We start from the raw sequence: 25004 nt of genomic DNA on the forward strand, positions 1-25004 counted from the left end.
CGAGTCTAGTGGCGCACGACGCACCAGGCGAAGACCGGCGCTGTGCTCGACGGCCGGCGGCCACCGCTCAGCGGTCGGCGAACTGCCAGGCCGTGGGGGAGGCGTGACCGCGCAGGGCGTGGGCGCGGGGATGGCTGTGCACAGGGCCGTTCCAGGCGCTGGGCCCGCCGCCGCGACCCTCCGCGAGGGCGCGCTCGTCGGCCTCCAGACGGCTGGTGACGCTCATCGCCGAGACCACCACGGCGATCGCGGCGAGCTCGTCCGCCGCGAGCCGGCCCTGGACGAGCTGGACGTCCGTGTGCGGCGTGCTCACAGCGGGATGTTCCCGTGCTTCTTGGTGGGCAGGGTGTCCCGCTTGGTGCGCAGTGCACGCAGCGCCCGGGCCACCTCGATGCGGGTGTCGGCCGGCTGGATCACGTTATCGATCCAGCCGCGCTCGGCCGCGGTGTACGGGGTCGCGAACTGCTCGTCGTACTCGGCCTCGAACCTGGTGCGCTCGGCCGCGACGTCCCCGCCCTGCTCGGCGACCTGGCGCAGGTCCCCGCGATGCAGGATGTTGACCGCACCCTGCGAGCCCATGACCGCGATCTGCGCGGTCGGCCAGGCCAGGTTGATGTCCGCCCCGAGATCCTTGGATCCCATGACGATGTACGCACCGCCGTAGGCCTTGCGCGTGATGACGGTGACCAGCGGCACGGTCGCCTCGGCGTAGGCGTACAGCAGCTTCGCCCCGCGACGGATGATGCCGCCGAACTCCTGGTCGGTGCCGGGCAGGAAGCCGGGCACGTCCACGAAGGTCAGGACCGGGATGTTGTTGGCGTCGCACAGACGCACGAACCGGGCCGCCTTCTCGGAGGCGTCGATGTCGAGGGTGCCCGCGAGGTGCGAGGGCTGATTGGCGACGATGCCGACGCTGTGTCCCTCGACCCGGCCGAAGCCCACCAGGATGTTGCGGGCGAAGAGCGGCTGGACCTCGAGGAACTCCTCGTCGTCCAGGACCGTGCGGAGCACGGTGAGCATGTCGTAGGGCTGGTTCGGGGAATCCGGCACGAGGGTGTCCAGTGCCGTGTCCTGCGGTGTCCGGCTCTCCTCGAGGAGCACCGGGAAGGACGGCGCCGGGCTCAGCGTGTTCGCCGGCAGATAGCTCAAAAGATCCTTGACGTACTCGATGGCCTCGCCCTCGTCGGGGGCCATGTAGTGGGCCACGCCCGAGCGGGAGGTGTGCGTGCGGGCACCGCCGAGCTCCTCGAAGCCGACGTCCTCGCCGGTCACGGTGCGGATCACGTCGGGACCGGTGATGAACATGTGGGAGGTCTTCTCGACCATCACGATGATGTCGGACAGTGCGGGGGAGTACACCGCACCGCCGGCGGCCGGGCCCATGATCAGGGCGATCTGGGGGATGACGCCCGAGGCGCGGGTGTTGCGCCGCATGATGCCGGCGAACATGGCGAGTGAGGCCACGCCCTCCTGGATGCGGGCGCCGCCGCCGTCGAGGATGGCGATGATCGGCACGCCCGTGCTCAGCGCGAGATCCTGGATCTTCTGGATCTTGCGGCCGTGGGCCTCGCCGAGGGACCCGCCGAAGACGGTGAAGTCCTGGGAGTAGACGCAGACCTGCCGGCCGTCGATCGTGCCGTAGCCGGTGACGATCCCGTCGCCGGCAGGGCGCTTGCGGTCGATGCCGAAGTTGCTCGCCTGATGCTTCACGAAGCGATCGGTCTCCGAGAAGGAGCCGTCGTCGAGGAGGTCGGTGATGCGCTCGCGAGCAGTCTTCTTGCCTCGCGCATGCTGCTTCTGGACTGCGATCTCATCCGCTGCGGAGACCGCCGCGGCGTCGCGCTCGCGAAGGTCTTCAAGTCGCTGAGCGGTGGTGAGCGGCCGCGGGGCGTCGGTCACGGAGCCTCCTGAGGCAGCCTTCAGGCCGCCAAGAATACGGGGAGATGAACACCGGGATACTACGCTACGACGTGCCGACGAGGGCCGACCCGACCCGGCATGGAGTGACATGTCCCGTCGCGGACGGCGCAGCGGCACCGGACATCTGCTCCAGGAGGGAGATCACGCGTGGCAGAAGACGCGGCAGAGGACTCAGCGGGTATCGGCCCGCGGCCCGTGGCTCCCGCATACCTGAGGCCCACTGCGGCGAACTCCGCTCCGCACGCTCCGTCTGCCCAGCACGTCACGCCGATCCACCGGATGGGCGAGGTGACCTCCACGCAGGACGAGGCCGGGAGGCGGCTCGACGCCGGCGAGAAGGCTCCCTTCGCGGTCACGGCGCGGCGGCAGCAGGCCGGCCGCGGGCGGCTGGGGCGCCGATTCGTCAGCCCCGACGGCGGCAACGTCTATCTCACCTACGCCCACAGCACCGGACTCGCGCCCTCGCAGCGCACCTGGATGCCGCTCGTGGCCGGACTGGCCGCCGTCTCCGCGATCGACGAGGTCCTCGGAGCAGTCGACGTTCTCGGGACGGGCGAGGTCACCGGTGCGAGCGGGGCGAGCGGGGCAGCTGGGGCGAGCAGGGTCGGGATCGGCCTCAAATGGCCCAACGACCTGCAGACCGCGGACGGGCGCAAGCTCGGTGGGATCCTCGTCGAAGGCCGGGGCGCGCAGGGAGTGCTGATCGGCATCGGGATCAATCTCCGCGGTCCGGTGCAGGATGGTGACGGCACCGCCGTCCCCGGAGCCGCCTGGCTGCTCGGCGAGGCAGGGATCCGTGATGGTGAGGGTCCCTGCGCGCCGGGCGCGACCCGACGCCCTGAGCGGATCGAGGACCTGGGGGACCGGATCGCGGAGGCGATCATCCGGTCCCTCAGCAGCGAGCTCGCCGCACTGGAGTCCACGGACGGGGACGCGGTGACGGCAGGCACTGAGCACCGTTACACTATGACGTGCCTCACAGTGGGGCAGCTCGTGCGGGTCGATCCGCTGGGGGAGACGAGCACGGGCGGTGCGACGCCGCCCGCGCTGGTCGGAACCGCAGTGGGGATCGACGGACGGGGCCGGTTGATGATCGACCCGGGCGATCCCCGGGCCGACGGGCCGGTGGCCGTCGATGTCGGCGATGTGAAGCATGTGAGGCCGGGCGGACCCGCTCGGCCGACGAGAGACGCCGATCGCGGCGTCGAACAGGAGGATCACAGCACGTGACCGGCGGTACCGAAGACCTGGAGCGCATGACTTCCTCGGACGGGACCCCGTCGTCCGGGGAGAGCGGTGTGCCGCCGGAGGAGTCACCCGACCTCGTGCAGACCCCTCTCGACGATCGCGACATCCTGGAGCTGAACCGGCGGTTCGCCGAGGTGCGACGCAGCGTCGCCGCCCTCGAGAAAGTGCTGCTGCAGGGCCCGCGGAAGTACTCGCGGCGCGATCTGGCCCAGCAGCAGGACATTCCCGAGCGGCTGACCTCCGTCTACTGGCGCTCGCTCGGCTTCACTCCGGTCGACGAGGACACCGTCGTGTTCACCGAGGAGGATGCCTACTCCATCGGCGACCTCGCGGCGATCGTCGAGGACGGCGTGCTCTCGGAGCGGGCCTTCGCGAGCATCACCCGGGGACTGGGCTTCCACATGGGCCGGCTCGCCATGTGGATCACCGAGGCGCTGGTCGACGAGGCGAAGCATGCCGACGGTGCGGACGACGCCGATGCCCGCCAGCAGATGCTCGACTCCGTCCCCGAGCTCCTCGAGACCCTCGAATCCCAGGTCATGTTCGCGTTCCGCCGGCAGATGGCGGCCTATGCGGCCCGGGCCGGCTCCGAGGTGCTCCATCAGGACACCGACGAGCTGTTCCCGCTGCAGCGTGCCGTCGGCTTCGCCGACCTCGTGCAGTTCACCCGCCTCGCCCAGGACCTCTCCGGCGCCGAGCTCGCCGACGTGGTCGGGCGGTTCGAAGCCGTGGGGCGCGATGTCATCTCCGTCGGCGGAGGCCGCGTGGTCAAGACGGTCGGCGACGAGATCATGTTCCTGGCGGACACGCCCGAGGACGGTGCGCAGATCGCCGTCAGCCTCGCCGAGACGATCTGCTCCGACCAGGGTCTTCCTCCGGTGCGGGTGGGCCTGTCCTGGGGGTCTATGTTCTCCCGGTACGGTGATGTCTTCGGTCCCAAGGTCAATCTCGCCGCCCGCATGGAATCCGTGGCCCGCCCCGGCTCCGTGATGGTCGATTCCGAGACGGCCGCCGCGATCGGCCTCGCGCTCCCGGGAGGTTTCAGCATCTCGGAGGGTGAGGACGTCGACCTCCACGGCATCGGATCGGTGAGGGTGCAGGAGATGCGCCGTGACCGGTCGGCACCGCTGGACCTGGGACTGTGAGGAGAGGGCCGACCGGCCCGCCACCCATCGCGACGTAGGATGGAAATCGTGACACGACTGCTTCTCGTCGAGGACGACTCGGCCATCGCTGAACCACTCTCCCGCGCCCTGGACAGGGAGGGCTACACCGTCACGCGTGCGTCGCGGGGCATGGATGCGCTCGCGATCGCCGCCGGGCCCGATCCGATCGACATGGTCATCCTCGATCTCGGGCTGCCCGACCTGGACGGACTCGAGGTGGCTCGGCGTCTGCGCAAGGGCGGGCTCGAATCGCCGATCCTGATCCTCACCGCACGCGCCGACGAGGTCGACGCCGTGGTGGGTCTCGATGCCGGGGCCGACGACTACGTCACCAAGCCGTTCCGTCTCGGGGAGCTGCAGGCCCGCATCCGGGCCCTCATGCGGCGCTCGCAGGCCGTGGAGGAGTCCGGGGACGCCTTCGACGTCAACGGGGTCTCCCTGGACGTCGCCGCTCGGCGTGCCTACGTCGACGGCGAGGAGCTCAGCCTCTCCGCCAAGGAGTACGACCTGCTGACAGTGCTGGTGCGCGAGTCGGGCAGCGTCGTCACGCGCGACGACCTCATGCGCGAGGTCTGGGGCGCAGAATGGTGGGGGTCCACGAAGACCCTGGACATGCACATCTCCTGGCTGCGCCGGAAGCTCGGCGACGACGCCACGAACCCGCGCCGCATCACCACCGTGAGGGGTGTCGGTTTCCGGTTCGAGACCGGCGCGGAGAACTGACGCGTGTGGCAACGGGTGCTGCAGGCCACGATCATCACCGTGGTCCTCGTCGTGCTGCTGCTGGGCATCCCGCTGGGCTGGTCCTGGCTGCAGCTCGCCGGGCAGAGGCTCACCGCGCAGGCCAACCTGATCCTTGACCAGGCGCGGGTCGCGACCGATGCCCCGCTGGCGGACGATGTGCCCCTCGACCCGGCGATGCTGCAGGCGATCGTGGATCAGCAGACGGACCTGAACATCCAGATCGTCGTGACCCTCCAGGACGGCAAGGTCGTCTCCGCCGGGGAGGCGCCCGGCCCTGATCCGCAGTCCGTCTCCGCCTACGGGTCCGAGCAGCAGCAGATCGTCGTGAACATCCCCAAGTCCGATGTGCGCGCCCATACGGCCAGCGCCTGGGTGCTGCTCGTCGTCGCCGGTCTTGCCGCCCTGTCGATCGGCGCCTCCGTCGCCCTCTGGCAGGCCCAACGGATCTCCATGCCCCTGGCCCGGTTGAACCGGCGTGCCGAGGAGATGGGCTCGGGGCGGGCCCGCGGACCGTGGAACACCTCGGGGATCTCCGAGATCGACGACGTCGCCGAGGAGCTCATCCGCTCCGGCGCGATGCTCACCGAGCGCCTGGAGGCCGAGAGCCAGCTCGCCTCGGACGCCTCGCACCAGCTGCGCACACCGCTGACCGCCCTCTCGATGCGCCTGGACGAGATCCTGGCGACCAGCTCCGAGGAATGGGTGCGCGAGGAGGCCCGTATCTCGCTCGAGCAGATCGACCGCCTGACCGAGGTGGTCCACGACCTCATCAACGCCCCCCGCTCCTCCGCGCGCCGCACGCCCGGCGTCGTCGAGCTGCGCGCCGTGCTCACCCAGCAGAGCGAGGAATGGTCCCCGGCCTACCGCCGGGCCCAGCGCGAGCTGCGCATCCAGGTGCCGCGCAGCGCCGCCGTCTGGGGATCGACAGGTCCCCTCACCCAGGCCATCGCCACGCTCATCGAGAACGCCCTCATGCACGGGGGCGGCCGCACCACCGTGAAGGTGCGCCGCAACGACCATTCCACCGTCATCGAGGTGACCGATGAGGGCGGCGGGATCGACCCTGATCTCGGCACCCGCATCTTCGAACGCTCCGTCTCCGGGCGCAGCTCCTCCGGTACCGGTGTGGGGCTGGCGCTCGCCCGCACCCTCGTCGAGGACGACGGCGGGCGGCTCGAGCTGCTCACCGAGGACCCCGCGAAGTTCGGCGTGTTCCTGATCTCCGCTCCGGGAGAGGACGACTCCGACGGGGACGGGGAGCACTCCGGAGACGTGGACGACCTCGGGACCCTGCCCCAGGGGTCCGTGGTCCGGCGCCGTCCGCGCTCGCGCGCCTGATCCTCGTACACTGACCGCCGTGTCCGAGACTTCGCAGCCCCTCCCGCCTTCCGACGCCCCCGATCCGGCCCACGACGTGCACTCGAGCCACGGAGCGCGTCGCGTGGGCATCATCGGGGCAGGCCAGCTGGCCCGCATGATGCTGGGCCCCGCGATCGAGCTGGGCCTGGCCGCACCGGTGCTCGCCACCGATCCGGCGGAGAGCGCCGCGGCGGTCGCCGGTCAGGTGCTGCTGGGTCGCCACGACGACGCCGAGGCCGTCCAGGCCCTCGCCGACGAGGCCGACGTGATCACCTTCGACCACGAGCACGTGCCGACCGAGATCCTCCAGGAGATCCAGGACCAGGGTCTCGCGGCCGTGCGACCCGGCCCCGCGGCACTCGTCCATGCCCAGGACAAGCTGGTCATGCGGGAGCGTCTCACGGCGCTGGGCCATCCCTGCCCGCGCTGGTGGCGGGTCCGTTCCCGCGAGGAGCTCGCCACCGCGCTGGGTGATGCCGCCGGTCGCCTCGTGGTCAAGACCCCGCGCGGAGGGTACGACGCCCATGGCGTACGGGTCGTCGAGGACGCCGCGGAGGTCGAGGACTGGTTCGCGGAGCACGGCGACCTCCTCGCCGAGGAGCTCGTGCCCTTCACCCGCGAGCTCTCCGCCCAGGTGGCCCGCCGGCCCGGGGGAGCGGCTGTCGCCTATCCCATCGTGCACTCGGTCCAGAAGGACGGGGTCTGCTACGAGGTCGTGGCACCCGCCGCCGGGCTCGACGACGCCGCCCAGGAGCGCATCCAGGCCCTCGCGCTCGCGATCGCCGAGGACCTCGACGTGGTGGGCATGCTCGCCGTCGAGCTGTTCGAGACCGCGGACGGCGAGGTCAGCGTCAACGAGCTCGCCATGCGCCCCCACAACACCGGACACTGGTCCATGGACGGCGCGGTGACCGGCCAGTTCGAGCAGCACCTGCGGGCCGTCGCCGACCTCCCGCTGGGCTCGACCGCCGCGGTCGCCCCGGTCGCGGTGATGGTGAACCTGCTCGGCGGAACCGCCACCGATCTCGCCCCCGGGGTCCATGCCGCTCTCGCTGCCGACCCGGAGCTGAAGGTCCACCTGTACGGGAAGGCGGTGCGTCCCGGTCGGAAGATCGGCCACGTCACGCTCGTGGGCCAGGACGCCGAGGAGCTCCTCGAGCGCGCCCACCGCGCCGAGCACCTCATCATCGACGCCTCTGCCTCTGCCTCTGCCTCTGCCTCCGCCCACGCCCCCGCCTCTGCATCCACATCCGCCGACCCGGCAGGACCGACGAAGGAGACCCGATGACCGGGACGACGACCACGAGCACGCCCCGCCCCCTGGTGGGCATCGTCATGGGGTCCGACTCCGACTACCCGGTCATGAAGGCCGCCGAGGAGGCGCTCGCCGAGTTCGGGATCGACGCCGAGGTCGATGTGATCTCGGCCCACCGGATGCCCGAGGACATGATCACCTGGGGCCGCTCCGCCGCGGAGCGAGGGCTGCGCGTGGTGATCGCCGGGGCCGGCGGCGCCGCGCACCTGCCCGGCATGCTCGCCTCGCTCACCCCGCTGCCCGTGATCGGTGTCCCCGTGCCGCTCAAGCATCTCGACGGCATCGACTCCCTGCTGTCCATCGTGCAGATGCCCGCCGGGGTCCCGGTGGCGACGGTCTCGATCGGCGGGGCACGCAACGCCGGACTGCTGGCGGCCCGGATCCTGGGCGCCGGCAGCGATGTCGAGGCCGTGGCGCTGCGCGAGAAGATGGTCGACTTCCAGACCGAGCTGCGGGAGATCGCGATCCGCAAGGGCGAGACTCTGCGCTCCTCACGCTGAGTCGCTGAGTCGCTGAGCCGAGACGCTGCTGACTCCGGCCGATAGTGACAGGACCTCGACGACGAGATGCCGACGAGGAGAAGGCCAGGTGCCGTTCCGGTGAACTCGCCACGCGATATGGGCAACAGCTCGTCGGGACCGCCGAGCTGCTCCGGATCCTGGAGGGGTCCTCGCGGTATCGTCGAACCCATGAATGACACACCCTCCTACCGGGTCGCCCCGGGGGCCGACATCTCGGATGACGCGACCATCGGCGACGGCAGCTCCGTCTGGCATCTCGCGCAGGTGCGCGAGGGTGCCCACCTCGGCACGGACTGCGTGATCGGCCGCGGCGCCTATATCGGCAGCGGCGTGCAGATGGGCAACGGCTGCAAGGTCCAGAACTACGCGCTGGTCTACGAGCCCGCGGTGCTGGCCGACGGCGTCTTCGTCGGCCCCGCGGCCGTCTTCACCAACGATCACTTCCCGCGAGCGGTCAACCCCGACCTCACCCCGAAGTCCGCCTCGGACTGGGATCCGGTGGGCGTCACCTGCGAGACCGGCGCCTCGATCGGTGCCCGCGCCGTCTGCGTGGCCCCCGTGACCATCGGCGCCTGGGCGATGGTCGCCGCCGGCGCCACCGTGGTCAAGGACGTCCCGCCCCATGCTCTCGTCGCCGGGGTGCCCGCCAAGCGCCTCGCCTGGGTGGGACGCTCCGGCGAGAAGCTGGTGCACGCCACCGACGGCACCGATGCCTGGGTGTGCCCCACCACCGGGGAGTGGTACATCCCCGACGACTCCACCGGCGGGCTGCTGCTCGCCTCCTCACCGTTGGCCGATGCCCCGCGCCCGGCCACCCTCACCGACCCCGATGGACAGGATGGACTCCCCGCATGAACAGCGAACTCACGATGATCCCGCCGGCGAAGCCGATCATCGGCCAGGAGGAGCGGGACGCGGTGGATCGCGTGCTGGCTTCGGGGATGGTGGCGCAGGGTCCGGAGGTGGTGGCGTTCGAGGAGGAGTTCTCGGCGGCGCTGGCGGGTGGTCGTGAGGTGGTGGCGGTGAACTCGGGGACCTCGGGTCAGCATCTGGGGATGCTGGCGCTGGGTCTGGGGCCGGGTGATGAGGTCATCGTGCCGTCGTTCACGTTCGCGGCGACGGCGAACACGGTGGCTGTGTGTGGGGCGACGCCGGTGTTCGTGGATGTGGATCCCGAGACGTTCACGGTGGATCCTGCGGCGATCGAGGCGGCTATCACGGAGCGGACGGTGGGTATCCAGCCGGTGCATCTGTACGGGCATCCGGCGCCGATGGACCAGATCATGGCGATCGCTGCGAAGCATGGTCTGTGGGTGTTCGAGGATGCGGCGCAGGCGCATGGGGCGACGTGGCAGGGCGCTCAGGTGGGCACCTTCGGTCAGGGCGGGATGTTCTCGCTCTATCCGACGAAGAACATGACCTCGGGGGAGGGGGGCATGGTCTCCTGTGCGACGCCGGAGCTGGCGCGTCAGGTGCGGCTGCTGCGGAACCAGGGGATGGAGAAGCAGTATGCGAACGAGGTCGCCGGGTTCAACAACCGGATGACGGATATTCATGCGGCGATCGGTCGGGTCCAGCTGGGCAAGCTTCCGGCGTGGACGGTGACGCGGCAGGAGAACGCGGCGTTCTTCGATGCGAACCTGGCCGGTGTGGTGACGCCGGTGGTGGCTGAGGGTGCCTCGCACGTCTATCACCAGTACACGATCCGGATCGAGGGTGCGTCGGCGCAGGAGCGGGATGCGTTCGCGACCGCGCTGCGGGAGGAGTATCTGGTGGGGTGCGGGGTGTATTACCCGACGCCGGTGCATCGTTTGGCGACGTTCCTGACGGAGGTGGATCTGCCGGTGACGGAGATGCTGGCGCGTGAGGTGCTGTCGTTGCCGGTGCATCCGAGCATCACGGAACAGGATCGGGATCGGATCGTGGCGGCTGTGAACTCTGTGGCGAAGGCGGGTGCGTGAGCATGGGTAGGAATCTGCGGGCCGGTCTGATCGGTCTGGGCATGATGGGTCGCCATCACGCCCGCAACCTCCAGGCCCTCGACGGCGTGGACCTGGTGGCGGTCGCCGATGCGTATGGCGATCCGCACGGGGCGGCGCCGGAGCTGGATGTGCTGCCGGATGTGGAGGCCCTGATCGCGGCAGGTATCGACTACGCCGTCGTGGCGGTCCCCACCCAGTTCCATCGGGATGTGGCGATGACCCTGGCCCAGGCCGGGGTGCATACGTTGGTGGAGAAGCCGCTCGCCTTCGATATCGGTGAGGCCGAGGAGATCGCGTCGGCGTTCGAGACGGCCGGCCTGGTCGGGGCGGTGGGGTATATCGAGCGGTACAACCCGGCGCTGCAGGCGATGCGCAAGCGCATCGCGGACGGGCAGCTGGGGGAGATCTACCAGATCGTCACCCGCCGCCAGGGCGGCTTCCCCGCCCGGATCGCCGACGTCGGCGTCGTCAAGGACCTCGCCACGCACGATCTCGACCTCACCGCCTGGGTCGCCCAGTCGCCGTACGCCTCGGTGGGGGCCACCTCCACGCGTCGCAGCGGCCGCGACGACGAGGACATGGTCTCCGTGGCCGGCCGCCTCGAGGACGGCACGATCACCAACCACCTCGTGAACTGGCTGTCCCCGTTCAAGGAACGCGTCACCGTCGTCACCGGCGAGAACGGCGCCCTGATCGCCGACACCCTGAACGCGGATCTCACCTTCCACGCCAACGGGGAGGCGACCACGAACCTCTGGGAGTCGATGGCCTCCTTCCGTGGCGTCAGCGAGGGCGATTCGATCACCTACTCCCTGCAGCGGCAGGAGCCCCTGGCCACCGAGCACCAGGCGTTCCGCGATGCGATCAACGGGGACTCCTCCAACATCGTGACCATGCGCGAGGGGCTGCACACCGTCCGCACCGTCGAGGCCGTGCTGGAGAGCGCACGCGAGGGCACCGTCGTGTCCCTGGACAGGACCGCGCCAGGTGAGCGCTGACGTCGGACGGCTGGCCCAGGATCTGATCCTCGCCGGATCACGGGCCGTACGGCGCGTCCCCGGAGCCGTAGGCGGCCTGGGGACGTACTTCGTGGCCCTCGACGAGCTCTCGGCCGGGCAGGAGGGCCATGACTGGAGGCGCGACGAGGAGATCCTGCTCGCGCGAGCAGATCGGTCCTTGGAGCGTCGGCGCATCGCGTCGGCCGTGCGGTGGTTCGACAAGGCCCTGCGGGTCGCCTATCACCCGACGCTCCACATGGGCGCCTGCTCGCCCCTGGTCGAGGACCCGACGGCGTTCCTGCGCCCCCTGCGCGCCTCCAGGACCGGTCGGATCCTGCTGGAGACGCCGATCCCCGAGGGGTCGGCGCCCCGACGCCCGGAACCGCGCTCCGGCGAGGGCGGTGACGGCGAGTCGGCGGTCCACCTGCTGGTGATCGCCCAGCAGAACTGGACGTTCCTGCGCCCGCTGCTCGATGCCCTGCGCGAGACGGGTCGCTTCGAGATCCTCGAGTTCGAGGTCGACGGCCTGCCCGAGGCGGATCGGCCTGACCGGGAGCGCATCCTGCGCGCCCGCTACGACCTGGTCACCGAAGGGCGCAGGATCGCGACCCCCGAGCGGCTGGTCGAGGCCTATGAGTGGGCCGACGTCGCCTTCGTCGAATGGGGCCATCACATCCTCAGCTGGATCACGATGCTGGACATGGCCCCGCGCCGCCTCGTCGCCCGCTATCACCGCTTCGAAGCCTTCACCCCGTTCCCGCTGCTCCACGACCACTCCGTGATCGATCGCCTGCTGCACGTGTCCCCGCCGATCCGAGGTCTCGTCACCGCGACCGCGCCCGCGTCCGCGTCCGTCCCCACGGACATCGTGGGCAACCTGCTCAGCCGTGGCCTGGGCACCGTCTCCGACACGCCCCGCGACACCCGGGCCCTCGTCCAGGTGGGATGGAACCGCGAGATCAAGGACGTGCTGTTCTCCCTCGACCTCATCGAGCGCCTGCACCGGGAGGATCCCGGCTACCGCCTCAAGCTCGTCGGACCCGAGCTCCCGGACCTGCCGGAGGAGGACACCCCGTACCAGAGCCGGGTCCGCCAGCGGCTCGCCGCCCTGCCCTCCGGTGCGGTCGAACAGCTCGGCGTGCGCCGGGACGTTCCCGAGATCTTCGCCGCGGCCGGCGTCGTGCTCTCGTCCTCCTTCGGTGAGGGCACGCACGAATCCGTGATGGAGGGTCTGGCCACCGGCTGCCCCGCCGTGGTGCGCGACTGGCCGCACGCCCGTGAGTACGGAGGCGCCTCCTCGATCTACCAGGAGCAATGGGTGGTGCCGGACGTCGAGTCCGCCGCGCAGCGGATCCGGGCGCTCCAGGATCCTGTGCGCTACGCCGAGGAGTCCGCGGCCGCCCGCGACTGGGCGGTGCTGCACCGCAGCCCGGCGAGCGTGGTCGACGGCTACGACCACGCGCTCCGCGCCTCGAGGTGCTGATGACGCACCACCGCTGTGCGGAGCCCCGAGGGGCGGGACGATGACCTGGGTCCTCCCGGTGCTGGTCGCCTGGGCGGTCCTCGCCCTGCCGGGGTATGTGGTGCTGCGGGCGCTCGACGTGCAGGTCCCTGTGCGCTGGGGCTGGGCCCCGGTCGTCACCGTGATCGTGGCCGTGCTGCTGAGCACGCTCTTCTCCGTGCTCGGCATCCTCTGGCATCCCCTGACCGTGGTCGCCTGCGTGGTGATCCTCGCTGCGGCGACGCTCCTGCTCCGACGTCTGCATCGGCGCCGTCGGCCCGGACAGCATCGCAGCGACCCGCCGTCCCGAACGGGCACCCAGAACCCCACGGCGCACCTGGTCACCAGCCTGGGCGTGGTGCTCGCCGGGCTGGCCGTCGTCGCCTCGTCCTCGCGACGGATGGGAGGCATCGACACCCTCCAGGGCGGCTACGACGCCTTCTTCCATCTCTCCGCGATCGCGTTCATCCGGGACTCCGGCGATGCCGGTCTCACCACCGCCCCGACCCCCATCTACGGTGAGCCCACCTTCTACCCGGTGATGTTCGACGCCCTCGCCGCCCTCCTGCCCTTCAGCACGGTGACGAGCGCCAACGCCATGCTCCTCGCGGTCCTCGCCGCCCTGCCGGCCGCGATCGCCGCGATGCTCGCGAGCGTGCTCGGGCCGCACCGAGCGCTCCCGGTCGCGGTGACCGCCGGTGCACTGGCCTCCACGCTGTTCCTCAGCACTCCTGCGATGGCCCTGGTGATGGGCCTCTGGCCGACCGTCCTCGGCGTCCTCTGCCTGCCCCTCGCCCTCGCCTCCGCCCTCCACCTCGCGGACGACCCCCGCCGCACCCCGGGGGTCCGGGCCGTGCTGGGCCATCTCGCGGTGATCGCCGGAGCCGCCCTCGCCCACCCCGCAGTCTTCTTCTCCGTCGCGGTGGTCGCGGGCCTCGCGCTGCTGGTCCGTGGGGCGCAGAGGTTCCTGGAGCGCGACAACGCCCGCCGTGGTGCTCTCCAGCTCGCCGCGGCTCTGCTCGCGGCCGGGGCGGCGGTGGCCCTGTCCGCGACGATGCTCAGCGGGATGGACCTGACCCGGCCGAGCTCGCTGCCGCTGGGGGAGGTCGTGCGGCAGATCCTCGTGGACTCCCCCCGGATCCCGGTGATCGGCGACCCGATCTGGCCCGTGGCCGTGGTGATGCTGCTCGCCCTGATCGGGATCGTCGCCGGCGCTCGGCACCGGGACCCGGTGACCCTCACCGCCGGCGTCGGCGCGCTCGTCTGCTTCGGCCTCTCCGTGGCGACCGAGCTGCCCGGCGCGCTCAGCGGGGCGCTGGTCAACCCCTGGTACGGGGCGCGCGAGCGGATCGCCCCGCTGCTCATGTGCCTGCTCGTGATCCTCGCCGCCCGCGGTGTGCTCGCGGTCGTCGCCCTGTCGACGGCCCGAGGCCGACGCACCCAGGCGTGGCTGGCGCCTCTCGCCGTCGGTGCTCTGCTGGTCACGGTGGTCGTCGCGCTCCTCGTCCCGCAGCGGCTGCCTCTGATGGGCTCCCTCGCCTACACGGCGTACGGCGTGCACCTCGCCCCGTACGACACCCAGCGGGAGCGGGACTTCATCGAGCGCACTGCGGCCGAGCTCCCGGACGATGCGGTCGTCCTCGCGGATCCGCGTGACGGAGCGACCCTCTACTGGTCCATCGGCGGAGTCACCACGGTGTTCCCGACCCTCGCGACCCCGCAGACCCGGGACAGCCGGATGCTGGCGGCCTGGTACATGAGGGCCGACGAGGACGAGCGGGTGTGCGCCGCCTATCAGCGCCTCCACCCCACCCACCTGTACCGTGACACGTCGGAGCACTCCGGCGTCGCCCTGAACCCGGAGGCCTCGGCACCGTGGGACGGGCTCCGCGAGATCCCCGACTCCCTGCTGACGCCCGTCGCCGGCGAGGGACCCTATGCCCTGTACGAACTGGAGGCCCCATGCTGACCCGACCGGAAGAGGACGACCAGTGAAGCAGACGCTCAGGATCGTGCGCCGCACCCTCTCGGTGCTGCCGGCGAACTCCCGACGGTTCCTGGTGACCTTCGGCGTCGTGATGAGTCTGCTGGCTCTGCTGGACGTCGTGGCGCTCGGCGCGATCGCCATCGTCATCCCCGGGCTGACCAGCCCTGATCAGTCGGTGACGATCCCGCTCGTCGGCTGGGAGCTGCGCTCCTTCGAGGAGATGATGTGGCTGGTCGGGGTGTTCGTCGTCCTCATCATCGTCAAGAGCTTCCTGAACCTGCTTACGATCCGGATCGCCACCCAGCGATTCGCGCAGCACGAGGTCTCGATCGGGCAGACGCTCTTCCGCACGTACATGTCCGCCTCCTGGGTGGACCGGACGTCGAAGTCGACGCAGGAGATCATCCGCATGGTCGATTCCGGCGTCGCCGCCGTGGTCGCCAATGTGCTCATGCCGTCGATGACGGTGGTCGCCGAGTTCGCCACGATCACGGTGATCGGCGTGGGGCTGCTGCTGCTCGACTGGCAGACCGCCCTCGCGACCTTCGCCTATCTGGGACTGATCGCTCTGATCCTCTCCCGGGTGATCAGCCCGCTCGCGGTGAGCAACGGCGCCGCCAACCGGGACAACTCGATCGCCGTGGTCCGGCTGCTCGGCGAGGTGCTCGCGGCCCTCAAGGAGCTCACCCTCAAGGGCAACGAGAAGCAGGTGACGGACATCGTCGCCGACCGTCGTTCGGCAGCAGCACGCACCCGCGCCTTCGCGCAGTACTACAACCAGATGCCCCGGTTCGTGCTCGACGCCGGCCTGGTCGGCGGGTTCGTGGTGGTCGGCGGGGCCGGCTACCTGGCCGGGCTGCCGGACAACGGGGCGGCCTCCGCGATGACCTCGGTCGCACTCTTCGCCGTCGCCGGATTCCGCCTGGTCCCCTCGCTGACCCGCTTCCAGGCGACCCAGAACCGCATCCTGACCAACGCCGCCTTCGCGGACTACATCATCGACGACATCGAGTTCGCCCGGACCTCTGTCGAGCGCCAGGACGCCCCGGACACCGCGACCTTGGACAGCGGCCTCCACGACATCGTCTTCGACGACGTCACCTTCACCTATCCGAGCAGGGAGGAGCCGGCGATCCGCGGCGTCTCCCTGCGCATCCCCGCCGGATCCGCCGTCGCCTTCGTGGGCACCTCCGGCGCCGGCAAGTCGACTCTCGTCGACCTCCTCCTCGGCCTGCTCACGCCCAGCAGCGGCAGGATCCTGGTCGACGGCACCGACATCACGACGGTGCTCCGTCAGTGGCGCTCGACCGTGGGCTACGTGCCCCAGGAGGTCGCCCTGTTCGATGTCACGGTCGGTGAGAACGTTGCGCTGACCTGGGATCCCACTGATGTCGACGAAGAGCGTGTGAGCGCCGCCCTGTCCAGGGCGCAGATGCTGGGAGTGATCGCGGACCGTCCGGGCGGCACCCAGGGGCGGCTGGGCGAGCGGGGGATGACCCTGTCCGGCGGCCAGCGCCAGCGGATGGGCATCGCGCGCGGTCTGTACGCGGAGCCGTCGGTGCTCGTGCTCGACGAGGCCACCAGCGCCCTGGATACCAAGACCGAGGCCGCGGTGACTGCCGCGATCCGCACTCTCGGTGGGGACGTCACGACGATCACCGTCGCGCACCGCCTCGCGACGATCCAGCACTGCGACATCGTCTACTACATGTCCGAGGGCGAGGTCGCCGCCTCGGGGACCTTCGACGAGGTCGTGGCAGCCGTGCCCGCGTTCGCAGAGCAGGCCGCCCTGGCCGGGCTGGGCCGCGTCCGCGGCGCCGAGCCGGGACACGAGGAGGACGCGGAATGACCTCGCTGACCATCGTCTCGTTCTCGACGCTCGCGCGAGATCCCCGCGTCCAGCGCCAGATCGATCGCTTCGCGAAGCAGTACGAGGTCACGACCGTCGGGTTCGGTCCGTCCCCGCACCCCGCCGTGCGGCACATCGAACTGCCCGAGGGCACCCGTGCCTGGCCGAGCAGCAAGAAGTACCTGCTCACCCGTCGCTTCGGCCGCGCCTACTGGGACATGAGCGCCGTTCGTGCCGCGCGCACCGCGCTCGAGGCCCATGTCGGCCGGGCGGATATCGTGCTCGCGAACGACGTGAACACCCTGCCGCTCGCCCTGTGGCTGGCCCCGCGCCAGGGCGTCCACGCCGATCTGCACGAGTACGCGCCCCGCGAGAAGGAGCACGTGCGCACCTGGCGCTGGTTCATCGCGCCCTACCAGCGGTGGATCTGCCGCACCTGCCTGCCCCGGGTCGAGTCCGTGACCACCGTGTCCCCGGGGCTCGCCGCCGAGTACGAGCGCGAGTTCGGCGTCGTGCCTGAGGTCGTCACGAATGCGGCCGCCTACGAGGACCGTTCGCCGCGCCCCACGGGGGAGCGGATCCGGCTCCTGCACACCGGGGTGGCGCGCGCGAACCGCCGGCTGGAATCCATGGTCGACGCGATGCGCGACGCCCCCGTCGGCATGACTCTCGACTTCATGCTGGTGCCCAGCGAGCCCGGCTACATCGAGGCCCTGCAGGAGCGTGCCCGGGACCTCCCGGCAGTCCGCTTCCGGGATCCCGTCGCGTACACCGATCTGGTGGACGCCGTCGCCGAGTACGACCTGTCCATCGTCGTGTTCCCGCCCACCACCTTCAACCTCGAGCACAGCCTGCCCAACAAGCTCTTCGAGGCGGTGCAGGCCCGGGTGGGCGTGCTGGTGGGCCCGTCGCCGGACATGGCGGATCTGGTGCGCGAGCACGGGATCGGAGAGGTGCTGCCGGGCCCTGACGCGGAGTCCCTGCGCGCCGTCCTCCGCAGCCTGGATGCGGCGCAGATCGATCGCTTCAAGCACGCGGCCGACGCGTCGGCGCAGGTGCTCTCGGCCGAGGTCCAGATCGAGGCGTGGGCCCGCGCTCTGGACGCGATCAGCGCCCGCTGATCGCCGCCCGCAGACGCGGCAGGTGGCGCACCGCCAGGGACGCCGCCATGAAGCGCAGCGGGGCCTCGCGGTCCAGCACGAACCGCGGCTCGCGCGGGATGAGGGTCGCCGGGCGACCGTGGCGGCGGCGGTCCTGCGCGGCGGCGATGAGCTCGGTCGCCAGGACCTCGGGGTCCAGGCAGGCGTCGACGAGCCGGCGGTCCGCCCGGGACAGCGGCTCCAGGCAGCCGGGAGCGCGATCGATCACCTCGGCCGTGATGGCCGCCAGATCGGCCCGTTCCTGCGGCGTCCAGATGGACGGGTCCTCTCGGTAGAAGACCGCTCCGAAGACGTGGATGCGCAGGAGCTTCGTGCCGATCGAGCGACGGGCGTCCGCGGACAGCTCCGCGAACCACCCGGCGTCGAGCAGATCCGGGAAGAAGCCGAGCTGCTCCCGCATCGGGCGCACCACGTAGGTGACACGGTCACCGGCGTCCTCACCGATCACGTAGGCGGGGCCGAAACGGTCGTAGGCAGTGCGCCAGGTGGCCATGAGGCGGGTGACCATCGCGACATCGCCCCCGATCGTCGCCCCCTCGACGAGCTCGATCCCGGTGGACCCGAGCAGCGATCGGCGCATCAGGCCGAGCGGCGCGGACCGGTAGCTCAGACGATCGGCGACCAGGTCCACGAGGCCGTGACGCCACAGGCGCGCCGCGGGCGTCGGGACGCCCGCAGCGGCCGATCCCAGGGCCAGCCGGGTGACCACGAATTCCGCTCCGGTGCGCTCCTGCACCTCGAGCCAGGAGCTGACGGCGCCCGGGGCGAGGGTGTCATCGGAACCGAGGATCGCGACGAACTCGCTCCCGCTGGCCCGGATCCCGGCGTTGAACGGGCCCGAGGCCGAGCGGTAGGCGTCCCGATGCTCCAGCAGCCGCACCCGATCGCGGTGCTCCGGTCGGAGCACGGCGGCGATCTCAGCCGCCTCGATGTTGTGGCAGACCACGGTGACACGCGCCTGCTCGCCGTTCCCCTCCAGGACGGAGGCGACGGCACGGCCCACGGGACGATCCGGGGTGTGGCAGGCGATGATCACGTCGACGACCGGGCGTCCGGCGCCGGCATCCGGCAAACCTGCAGACAGTGCGGTCTCTGCGGTCCCTGCGGAGTGGGCGGCGTCGAGGTCGCCGCTGCCGTCGAGCAGCAGCTCGTACTGGGCGCGGTAGCCCGCTGCGACGGTGCGCGTGGAGAAGCTCTCGCCGATGGTGTCGGCGATCTCCTGGGCCCCGAGGTCGCGGGTCCGCTCGTCGACCTCGAGCACGGCGTCGGCGTAGGCCTCGACGTCCTGCTCGGGGACCAGCGAGCCGACCTTCGGCTGCACGTACTCGCCCTGACCGCCGGTGGCGCCGAGCACGACGGGCCGGCCGGCCACGATCGCCTCTGCCGCGGAGACGAAGAAGTTGTCGGCCTTGGTGGGACCGAAGAACAGGTCGGCTCGGGCGAGGGCCGCACGCACCTCGTCGCTGGGTACGCTGCCCGCCAGGACCAGGCGTTCGGAGACCCCGCGCTCCACCGCCCGGCGGATGGTGTCCTCCCGCAGCGGCCCATCCCCGAGCCATTCGAGATGCGCGTCGACCCCGCGCTCGACGAGGCGAGCGAGCACGTCGACGGCCAGCAGCGGGTCCTTGCGATCGATGAGCCCACCGGTGGAGACCAGGCGCAGGGCACCGTCACGGCGATCGCGACGCGGGACGACCTCGCCGGGCTCGACGATGCAGGGGACGATCGCAGTGGGTCGTGCGGCGCGCACCTCGCGGATCGGTGCGGCGAGGAAGTCGCAGACGGCCGTCACCCGGTCGGGGAGGGACAGCAGATGACGGAGCACGGGGAGCCCGAGCTGGGCCGGCCGGGGGAGTGTGGCCGGGGTGGTCAGCGCGGACCAGTGCTCGGTGTGGATCCACGGCACGTCCGGTCGCCGCAGCGCGAGGGGGAGCAGGGAGGAGAACGCCATGGAGTGCACGGCGTCGGCGCCGCGCACGGCGTCCTTCAGAGCGCGGGCCGCCCGCAGCACCTGGTCGGGCCGCCTGGGGTCCATCGGGATGCGGAGCACGTCGATCCCCTCATGGACGAGGCGACGGCTGCCATCGTCATCGGCCGGAGGCACCAGGTGGATCAGCCGCACCTCGGCATGCCGGGCGATCGCCAGGGTGTCGCGGACTACGAAGGATCCTCGGGACGGGGCCACGTCGGTGGGGAACCAGGTGGTGATGACCGTGATGCGCACGAAGGTCCCTTCGGGACGGAGATGAACCATGGATGACGTCATCGTGCCACGACCATGGCCTGCATCGGAGCGCGCCCGTCCCCGCGTACCATGTGGGTGGCCTGTACGGCCTCCGGCCACGGCCGATCCACGACCCCCGAGGGAGCACTTCGAGCATGTCACGTGCACGTCTTCTGATCATGTCGTTCTCGGTGCTGACGGGTGATCCCCGGGTGCTGCGGCAGATCGAGATGTTCAAGGACGACTACGAGCTGGTGACCGTCGGGTACGGGAGCACCCCGGCCGGCGTCTCGGAGCACGTCGAGGTGCCCGCCCACCTGGATTCCCTGCGGCCGAGCTTCCGGCATCTGATGGCCCTGTACGCCGCACGTCGGTATCACCGCGCCTACTTCGGCTCCCGACGCACGAGATTCGTCCTGGACCGGGTGGCCCCGCACAGCGTCGACGTGATCATCGCCAACGACGTGAACGCTGTTCCTCTCGCGCTCGCGCTGCAGCCGCGGCTCGGGGTCCACGCCGACCTCCACGAGTACGCTCCGCGACAGCGCGAGGATGAGCGCTGGTGGCGCACGCTGGTAGGGCCGTTCCAGGGCTGGATGGTCCGTCGTTACGTCACCCTCGCGGATTCGGTGACGACCGTCTCACCCGGCCTCGCTGCGCAGTACGCCACCGAGTACGGGGTGACCGCGGAGGTGGTCCCGAACGCCTCCCCGTTCCGCGGGGACATCGAGCCCTCCGCCGTCGGCTCCCCGATGCGCCTGGTGCACATGGGCTCCGCCGTGCGCGGACGCGGCATCGCCGAGATGGTGGGCGCCGTGATCGAGGCCGCAGCCACAGCCCCCGGCCGTCTCACGCTGGACCTGTACCTCAAGGGCGGCGATGCGTCCTACCACCGGGAGCTCGGCGAGCTCGTCGCGGCGCATCCCGACGCGGGCGTGCGGATCTGCGATCCCGTCCCCTTCGCGGAGATCGTCCCCACCTTGGCGGGCTACGACCTGGGCCTGATCATCTACCCGCCGACGAACTTCAACATCGTCCATGCGCTGCCGAACAAGCTGTTCGAGTACGTCCAGGCACGGCTCGGCGTGATCGTCGGCCCCGGGATCGACATGCGCGAGATCGTCCAGGAGCACGGCATCGGCACCGCCGTCGAGGAGGCGACCGCCGAGCGCATCCGTGCCGCGCTGCTCGCCCTCGATCCGGATCAGATCGCGCAGTGGAAGGCCGCTGCCGACGCCCACGCGCAGTCACTGAGCGCAGAGGTCACCTCCGAGCCATGGCGCGAGGCCATCAGTGCCCTCGTCGGGTCGGAATCCTCTGCTGCCTCGGACCCCTCGGAGCGTCGGTGAAAGGTCACAGAATGGACACGCCTGAGCCTGCGCGATCCCTCGTGTCTGGTGCTCTGACATGCGAGGATCACTCCGTGATACGTGAACTCCGATGCCGAGGACGAGCCCAGTGAGCCCCTCAATCCTGGTTCTCTCCCTGTCCCCGATCGAGCGCGACCCGCGCGTGCTGCGCCAGATCGCGCTTCTGAAGGGCCTCGGCGAGGTGCACACAGCCGGATACGGAGCGGCCCCTGATGGCGTCGCCTCGCATCTGCAGATCCCCGACTCTCTCGGTGCCTGGCGTCATAACTACCGTCTCTACTACGCACTTGTGCTCAGCCGTCGACTGCATCAGTTGTATTTCGGTGCGCCATGGGTGAAATTTCTGCTGGCGAACATTGCTCCCGGTGAGTACGACATCATCGTTGCCAACGACGCGAACGTTGCTCCCGTGGCGCTTTCCTTGCAGCCTCGGCTCGGATGGCATTCTGATCTCCATGAATACGCCACCCGTCAGGGCGAGGACAGTCGCACCTGGCGGCGCTTCACGAGGCCGATCAACCGTTGGATGGTGCGCAATTATGTGACTCGCGCTGATAGTGCGACCACAGTCTCCCAGGGGCTCGCGGAAGCGTACCGAGAAGAATTCGGCATAGATGCCCGGATCGTCCCCAATGCCGCTCCTTATCGGCCCGATATTTCGACGCACCCGACAGTTCCCGGACAGCCATTGCGGCTGGTGTACTCCGGTGCGATGGCGCCGAGCAGAAAGCTGGAGAGGATGATCGATGCTGTCGCACTCGTGGAACGACGCGCTCCGGGAAGCGTGGTTCTCGACATGTTCCTGATGCCCGGGGATGCAAAGTATCGGCTGCTGCTTGAGGAACGGGCGACGGCGGCGCCGGGCGGTGCCGTGAGGCTGCGCGAGCCGGTCTCCTTCAGAGAGCTCGTTCCGGCCATGGCCGAATTCGATGTCGGGTTCTACGCCTGTCCGCCCTCGAACTTCAACCAGGAGCGCGCGCTTCCGAATAAGTTGTTCGAGTTCGTCCAGGCGAGACTCGCGATCGTCAGCGGGCCGAGCGTGGACATGGCTCGTTGTATCGAAGAGAACTCTCTGGGAGTCGTCGCTCGCGGATTCGACGTCGAGGATCTCGCTGCCGCGTTGGAATCCCTGACCGTCGAGGCAGTCGACGAATATAAGTCTGCTGCTGATGTCGCGGCGGAAGTGCTCAGCAGCGAGAGGTCGTCAGCGCCATGGCATGACGCGGTTCTTCGACTGGCGCAACGTGACGGTGGCGCAACCGGACGCGCAGGAAATTCCGCCGGAGATGGATCGCAGGTCTAATGGTCCCGGTGCTTTCGGTGGCGATGTCAACTAATGAGGAGATTGATTCATGAAGATCCTGTCCGTCGTGGGCGCCCGCCCGCAGTTCGTCAAGCTCGCCGCGATCGCGGACGCCGCCGCCCAGCGCGACGACGTCGAGCACATCATCGTCCACACCGGACAGCACTACGACGCCGCCATGAGCGACGTGTTCTTCGCCGACCTGAGGATCCCCGCCCCCGACGTCAACCTCGCCATCGGCTCCGGCTCCCACGGCCGCCAGACCGGCGCCATGCTCGCCGGCATGGACGAGGTCCTCGAGGAGCACCAGCCCGACTGGACCCTCGTCTACGGAGACACCAACTCCACCCTCGCCGGCACCCTGTCCGCGGTGAAGATGCACCTCAAGGTCGCCCACCTCGAAGCCGGCCTGCGCTCCTTCAACCGCCGCATGCCCGAAGAGCACAACCGCGTCATCACCGACCACGCCGCGGACCTGCTCCTGGCCCCCACCGAGGTCGCCCGAGCGCACCTCGCCGCCGAGGGCCTCGCCGAGCGCACCCTCGTCACCGGCGACGTCATGACCGACGTGTGCCTTCGCGTCGCCGCCTCCGTCCAGAACACCCCGGTCTCGCTGCCCGAGGGCATCGACCCCGCTGGTGAGTACGCCGTCGCGACCATCCACCGCGCCGACAACACCGACGACCCGCAGCGGCTGCGCGGCATCATCGAGTCCCTCCAGGCACTCGACATGCCCCTGGCTCTGTTCGCCCACCCCCGCCTCGTCGCCAAGGCGAAGGATGCCGGCATCGAGCTCGTCGGCGGAGCCGTCCACGTCGGTGCCCCCGTCGCCTATCCCGACCTGATCAACGCTGTGCAGCATGCACGCGCCGTGGTCACCGACTCGGGCGGCCTCCAGAAGGAGGCGTACCTGCTGGGCACGCCCGGCTCGACGATCCGCACCGAGACCGAGTGGGTCGAGACCCTCGAGAACGACTGGAACCGCCTCGTGCCCGAACCCGCCGACCTCACCGCCGCCGTCATGCGCCCCCGCCCCACCGCGGACCGCCCCGCCCACTACGGCGACGGCGAAGCCTCCCTGCGCAGCATCGACGCCCTGCGCGAGCGCGCCTGATGACCCGCTCGCGCACCGCCCCTCAGCGCGGCCGCACGAGGCCCCCGCACGTCGTCGTCGCGACCCGCGTGTACACGCCGGAGCCGGTCGCGGCCGCGTTCCGACAGGAGGCGCTCGTGCTCGCACTCGAGCGGGCCGGCGCGGAGGTCACGGTGCTGACCACCACCGCGGCCGGCGCCGGGAGCGTCCGCTCACGAGCCCGGAAGGTGTCCCGCTGGCCCGTCAAGCGGGACTCGCAGGGCCAGGTGCGCGGCTATGTCTCGTACCTGAGCTTTGACCTCCCGCTCGCCCTGCGCCTGCTGCTGCAGCGCCCGATGGATGCGCTCGTGCTCGAGCCGCCACCCACCACGGGCATGGTCGGGATGGTCGCAGCGGCGATCCGCCGGATCCCCTACACCTTCTATGCGGCCGACGTCTGGTCCGATGCGACCGACAGCGTCGACGGCGTGCCGACGCTCGTGCGCACCGCCGTGCGCTGGGCCGAGAAGACGGTGTGGAAGCGGGCGGCGCGCGTGCTGACGATCTCCCCGGGGGTCCAGCACCGGCTCGAGGAGCTCATCGGCTCGCGACCGAGCCTGGTGATGGTCGGCAACGGCATCGACACCGACACGTTCAGCGATCAGGGCGGGACCGGCGGCGAGCAGGGCCCGTACTTCGTCTATGCCGGGACCGTCTCCGAATGGCAGGGCGCGGGCGTCTTCGTCGACGCCTTCGCCCGCGTGCGCGCCACCCACCACGCAGCGCGGTTGCTGTTCTTCTCCGAGGGCTCCGGCCGCGATGCGCTCGAAGCCCGGGTGCGCGCGGAGGGCATCGAGGGGATCGAGTTCCGCGACAAGATCCCGCCCGCCCAGGTCGCCGCGCACCTGCGCGGGGCCGTCGCCGGACTGTCCTCGATCACCCCCGGTCAGGGCTACGAGTTCGCCCTGCCCACCAAGATCTATGCCGCGACGTCGACCGGGACCCCCGTGATCCACGCCGGCGAGGGCGCCGCCCACGACCGGATCCGGGACAACGCCCTGGGCTGGGCCTGCGACCACGATGCCGAGCACGTCGCCGCGGCGATGCGTGCCGCGCTCGAGGGCGTCGACACGGACCAGCCCGCCGTGGATCCGGAGCATCTGCGGCGCTGGACGCTCGAGAACGCCTCGCTCGCAGGATGCGCGACGCAGGGCGCGCAGCAGGTGCTCGCGAGCCTCGAGGAACGCCGCTCCTCGGACGGGTGATCAGCGGCAGGATCCTCGCT

20 protein-coding genes are annotated in these 25004 nt (G+C 70.4%); 17 read left to right on the plus strand and 3 right to left on the minus strand.

Annotation, left to right across the window (positions count from 1 at the left end; translation table 11 throughout):
* Nucleotides 1–67: 67 nt before the first annotated feature.
* Both ACT3T5_RS12095 and ACT3T5_RS12100 read right to left on the minus strand, forming a co-directional pair.
* Nucleotides 68–313, minus strand: coding sequence for a hypothetical protein (locus tag ACT3T5_RS12095; RefSeq protein WP_444577851.1), 246 nt, complete (start codon nucleotides 311–313; stop codon nucleotides 68–70).
* Nucleotides 310–1899, minus strand: coding sequence for an acyl-CoA carboxylase subunit beta (locus ACT3T5_RS12100; RefSeq protein WP_444577852.1), 1590 nt, complete (start codon nucleotides 1897–1899; stop codon nucleotides 310–312). The genes ACT3T5_RS12095 and ACT3T5_RS12100 overlap by 4 nt, the downstream gene beginning before the upstream one ends.
* A gap of 300 nt (nucleotides 1900–2199) precedes the next feature.
* Here ACT3T5_RS12100 and ACT3T5_RS12105 point away from each other — a divergent pair, with 300 nt between their 5' ends.
* The 13 genes from ACT3T5_RS12105 to ACT3T5_RS12165 all read left to right on the plus strand — a co-directional run bounded on the left by ACT3T5_RS12105 (nucleotide 2200) and on the right by ACT3T5_RS12165 (nucleotide 17711).
* Nucleotides 2200–3150: a biotin--[acetyl-CoA-carboxylase] ligase gene (locus ACT3T5_RS12105; RefSeq protein WP_444577853.1), complete on the plus strand. Its 951-nt coding sequence runs from the start codon at nucleotides 2200–2202 to the stop codon at nucleotides 3148–3150.
* 26 nt (nucleotides 3151–3176) lie between these two features.
* Nucleotides 3177–4313 carry an adenylate/guanylate cyclase domain-containing protein gene (locus ACT3T5_RS12110; protein WP_444577854.1) on the plus strand — a complete coding sequence of 379 codons (1137 nt, stop codon included), beginning with the start codon at nucleotides 3177–3179 and terminating at the stop codon, nucleotides 4311–4313.
* Nucleotides 4314–4361: 48 nt separating this feature from the next.
* Nucleotides 4362–5057 (plus strand): response regulator transcription factor, encoded by a 696-nt coding sequence (locus ACT3T5_RS12115; RefSeq protein ID WP_444577855.1) that lies wholly within the window; start codon nucleotides 4362–4364, stop codon nucleotides 5055–5057.
* A gap of 3 nt (nucleotides 5058–5060) precedes the next feature.
* On the plus strand, nucleotides 5061–6416 hold the full coding sequence (locus ACT3T5_RS12120) for a sensor histidine kinase (protein ID WP_444577856.1): 1356 nt from the start codon (nucleotides 5061–5063) through the stop codon (nucleotides 6414–6416).
* Nucleotides 6417–6552: 136 nt separating this feature from the next.
* On the plus strand, nucleotides 6553–7725 hold the full coding sequence (locus ACT3T5_RS12125; RefSeq protein ID WP_444594513.1) for a 5-(carboxyamino)imidazole ribonucleotide synthase: 1173 nt from the start codon (nucleotides 6553–6555) through the stop codon (nucleotides 7723–7725).
* A complete protein-coding gene (gene purE, locus ACT3T5_RS12130; protein ID WP_444577857.1) occupies nucleotides 7722–8252 on the plus strand; it encodes a 5-(carboxyamino)imidazole ribonucleotide mutase in 531 nt (176 codons plus the stop codon). Before ACT3T5_RS12125 ends, purE begins: the two co-directional genes overlap by 4 nt.
* 189 nt (nucleotides 8253–8441) lie before the next feature.
* Nucleotides 8442–9128, plus strand: a complete 687-nt coding sequence (locus ACT3T5_RS12135; RefSeq protein WP_444594455.1) for an acyltransferase — start codon at nucleotides 8442–8444, stop codon at nucleotides 9126–9128.
* The gene (locus ACT3T5_RS12140) at nucleotides 9125–10234 is read left to right on the plus strand and encodes a DegT/DnrJ/EryC1/StrS family aminotransferase (protein WP_444594456.1); all 1110 of its coding nucleotides are present in this window, start codon (nucleotides 9125–9127) and stop codon (nucleotides 10232–10234) included. The genes ACT3T5_RS12135 and ACT3T5_RS12140 overlap by 4 nt, the downstream gene beginning before the upstream one ends.
* Nucleotides 10235–10236: 2 nt before the next feature.
* A complete protein-coding gene (locus ACT3T5_RS12145; RefSeq protein WP_444577860.1) occupies nucleotides 10237–11253 on the plus strand; it encodes a Gfo/Idh/MocA family protein in 1017 nt (338 codons plus the stop codon).
* Nucleotides 11243–12736: a glycosyltransferase gene (locus ACT3T5_RS12150; protein WP_444594457.1), complete on the plus strand. Its 1494-nt coding sequence runs from the start codon at nucleotides 11243–11245 to the stop codon at nucleotides 12734–12736. Before ACT3T5_RS12145 ends, ACT3T5_RS12150 begins: the two co-directional genes overlap by 11 nt.
* A 40-nt stretch (nucleotides 12737–12776) precedes the next feature.
* Nucleotides 12777–14723 carry a DUF6541 family protein gene (locus ACT3T5_RS12155; protein ID WP_444594458.1) on the plus strand — a complete coding sequence of 649 codons (1947 nt, stop codon included), beginning with the start codon at nucleotides 12777–12779 and terminating at the stop codon, nucleotides 14721–14723.
* Nucleotides 14724–14745: 22 nt separating this feature from the next.
* Nucleotides 14746–16590, plus strand: coding sequence for an ABC transporter ATP-binding protein (locus ACT3T5_RS12160; protein ID WP_444594459.1), 1845 nt, complete (start codon nucleotides 14746–14748; stop codon nucleotides 16588–16590).
* Nucleotides 16587–17711 carry a glycosyltransferase gene (locus tag ACT3T5_RS12165; RefSeq protein ID WP_444594460.1) on the plus strand — a complete coding sequence of 375 codons (1125 nt, stop codon included), beginning with the start codon at nucleotides 16587–16589 and terminating at the stop codon, nucleotides 17709–17711. The genes ACT3T5_RS12160 and ACT3T5_RS12165 overlap by 4 nt, the downstream gene beginning before the upstream one ends.
* On the opposite strand, the gene ACT3T5_RS12170 is transcribed toward ACT3T5_RS12165, so the two are convergent.
* Entirely contained in the window at nucleotides 17698–20004 is a 2307-nt protein-coding gene (locus tag ACT3T5_RS12170; protein ID WP_444594461.1) for a glycosyltransferase, read from the minus strand. The two genes, ACT3T5_RS12165 and ACT3T5_RS12170, sit on opposite strands and share 14 nt — an antisense overlap.
* Nucleotides 20005–20129: 125 nt before the next feature.
* Between ACT3T5_RS12170 and ACT3T5_RS12175 the strand changes: the two genes are divergently transcribed.
* The 4 genes from ACT3T5_RS12175 (at nucleotide 20130) to ACT3T5_RS12190 (ending at nucleotide 24984) form a co-directional block, all read left to right on the plus strand.
* Nucleotides 20130–21323: a glycosyltransferase family 1 protein gene (locus ACT3T5_RS12175; RefSeq protein ID WP_444594462.1), complete on the plus strand. Its 1194-nt coding sequence runs from the start codon at nucleotides 20130–20132 to the stop codon at nucleotides 21321–21323.
* A 109-nt stretch (nucleotides 21324–21432) separates the two neighbouring features.
* Nucleotides 21433–22647: a glycosyltransferase gene (locus ACT3T5_RS12180; protein ID WP_444594463.1), complete on the plus strand. Its 1215-nt coding sequence runs from the start codon at nucleotides 21433–21435 to the stop codon at nucleotides 22645–22647.
* 49 nt (nucleotides 22648–22696) lie between these two features.
* Nucleotides 22697–23761: a non-hydrolyzing UDP-N-acetylglucosamine 2-epimerase gene (wecB, locus tag ACT3T5_RS12185; RefSeq protein WP_444577868.1), complete on the plus strand. Its 1065-nt coding sequence runs from the start codon at nucleotides 22697–22699 to the stop codon at nucleotides 23759–23761.
* Entirely contained in the window at nucleotides 23761–24984 is a 1224-nt protein-coding gene (locus ACT3T5_RS12190; protein WP_444594464.1) for a glycosyltransferase, read from the plus strand. Before wecB ends, ACT3T5_RS12190 begins: the two co-directional genes overlap by 1 nt.
* Nucleotides 24985–25004: the final 20 nt, after the last annotated feature.

Source organism: Brachybacterium sp. AOP3-A1-3, from assembly GCF_052378285.1.
Classification (GTDB): domain Bacteria; phylum Actinomycetota; class Actinomycetes; order Actinomycetales; family Dermabacteraceae; genus Brachybacterium.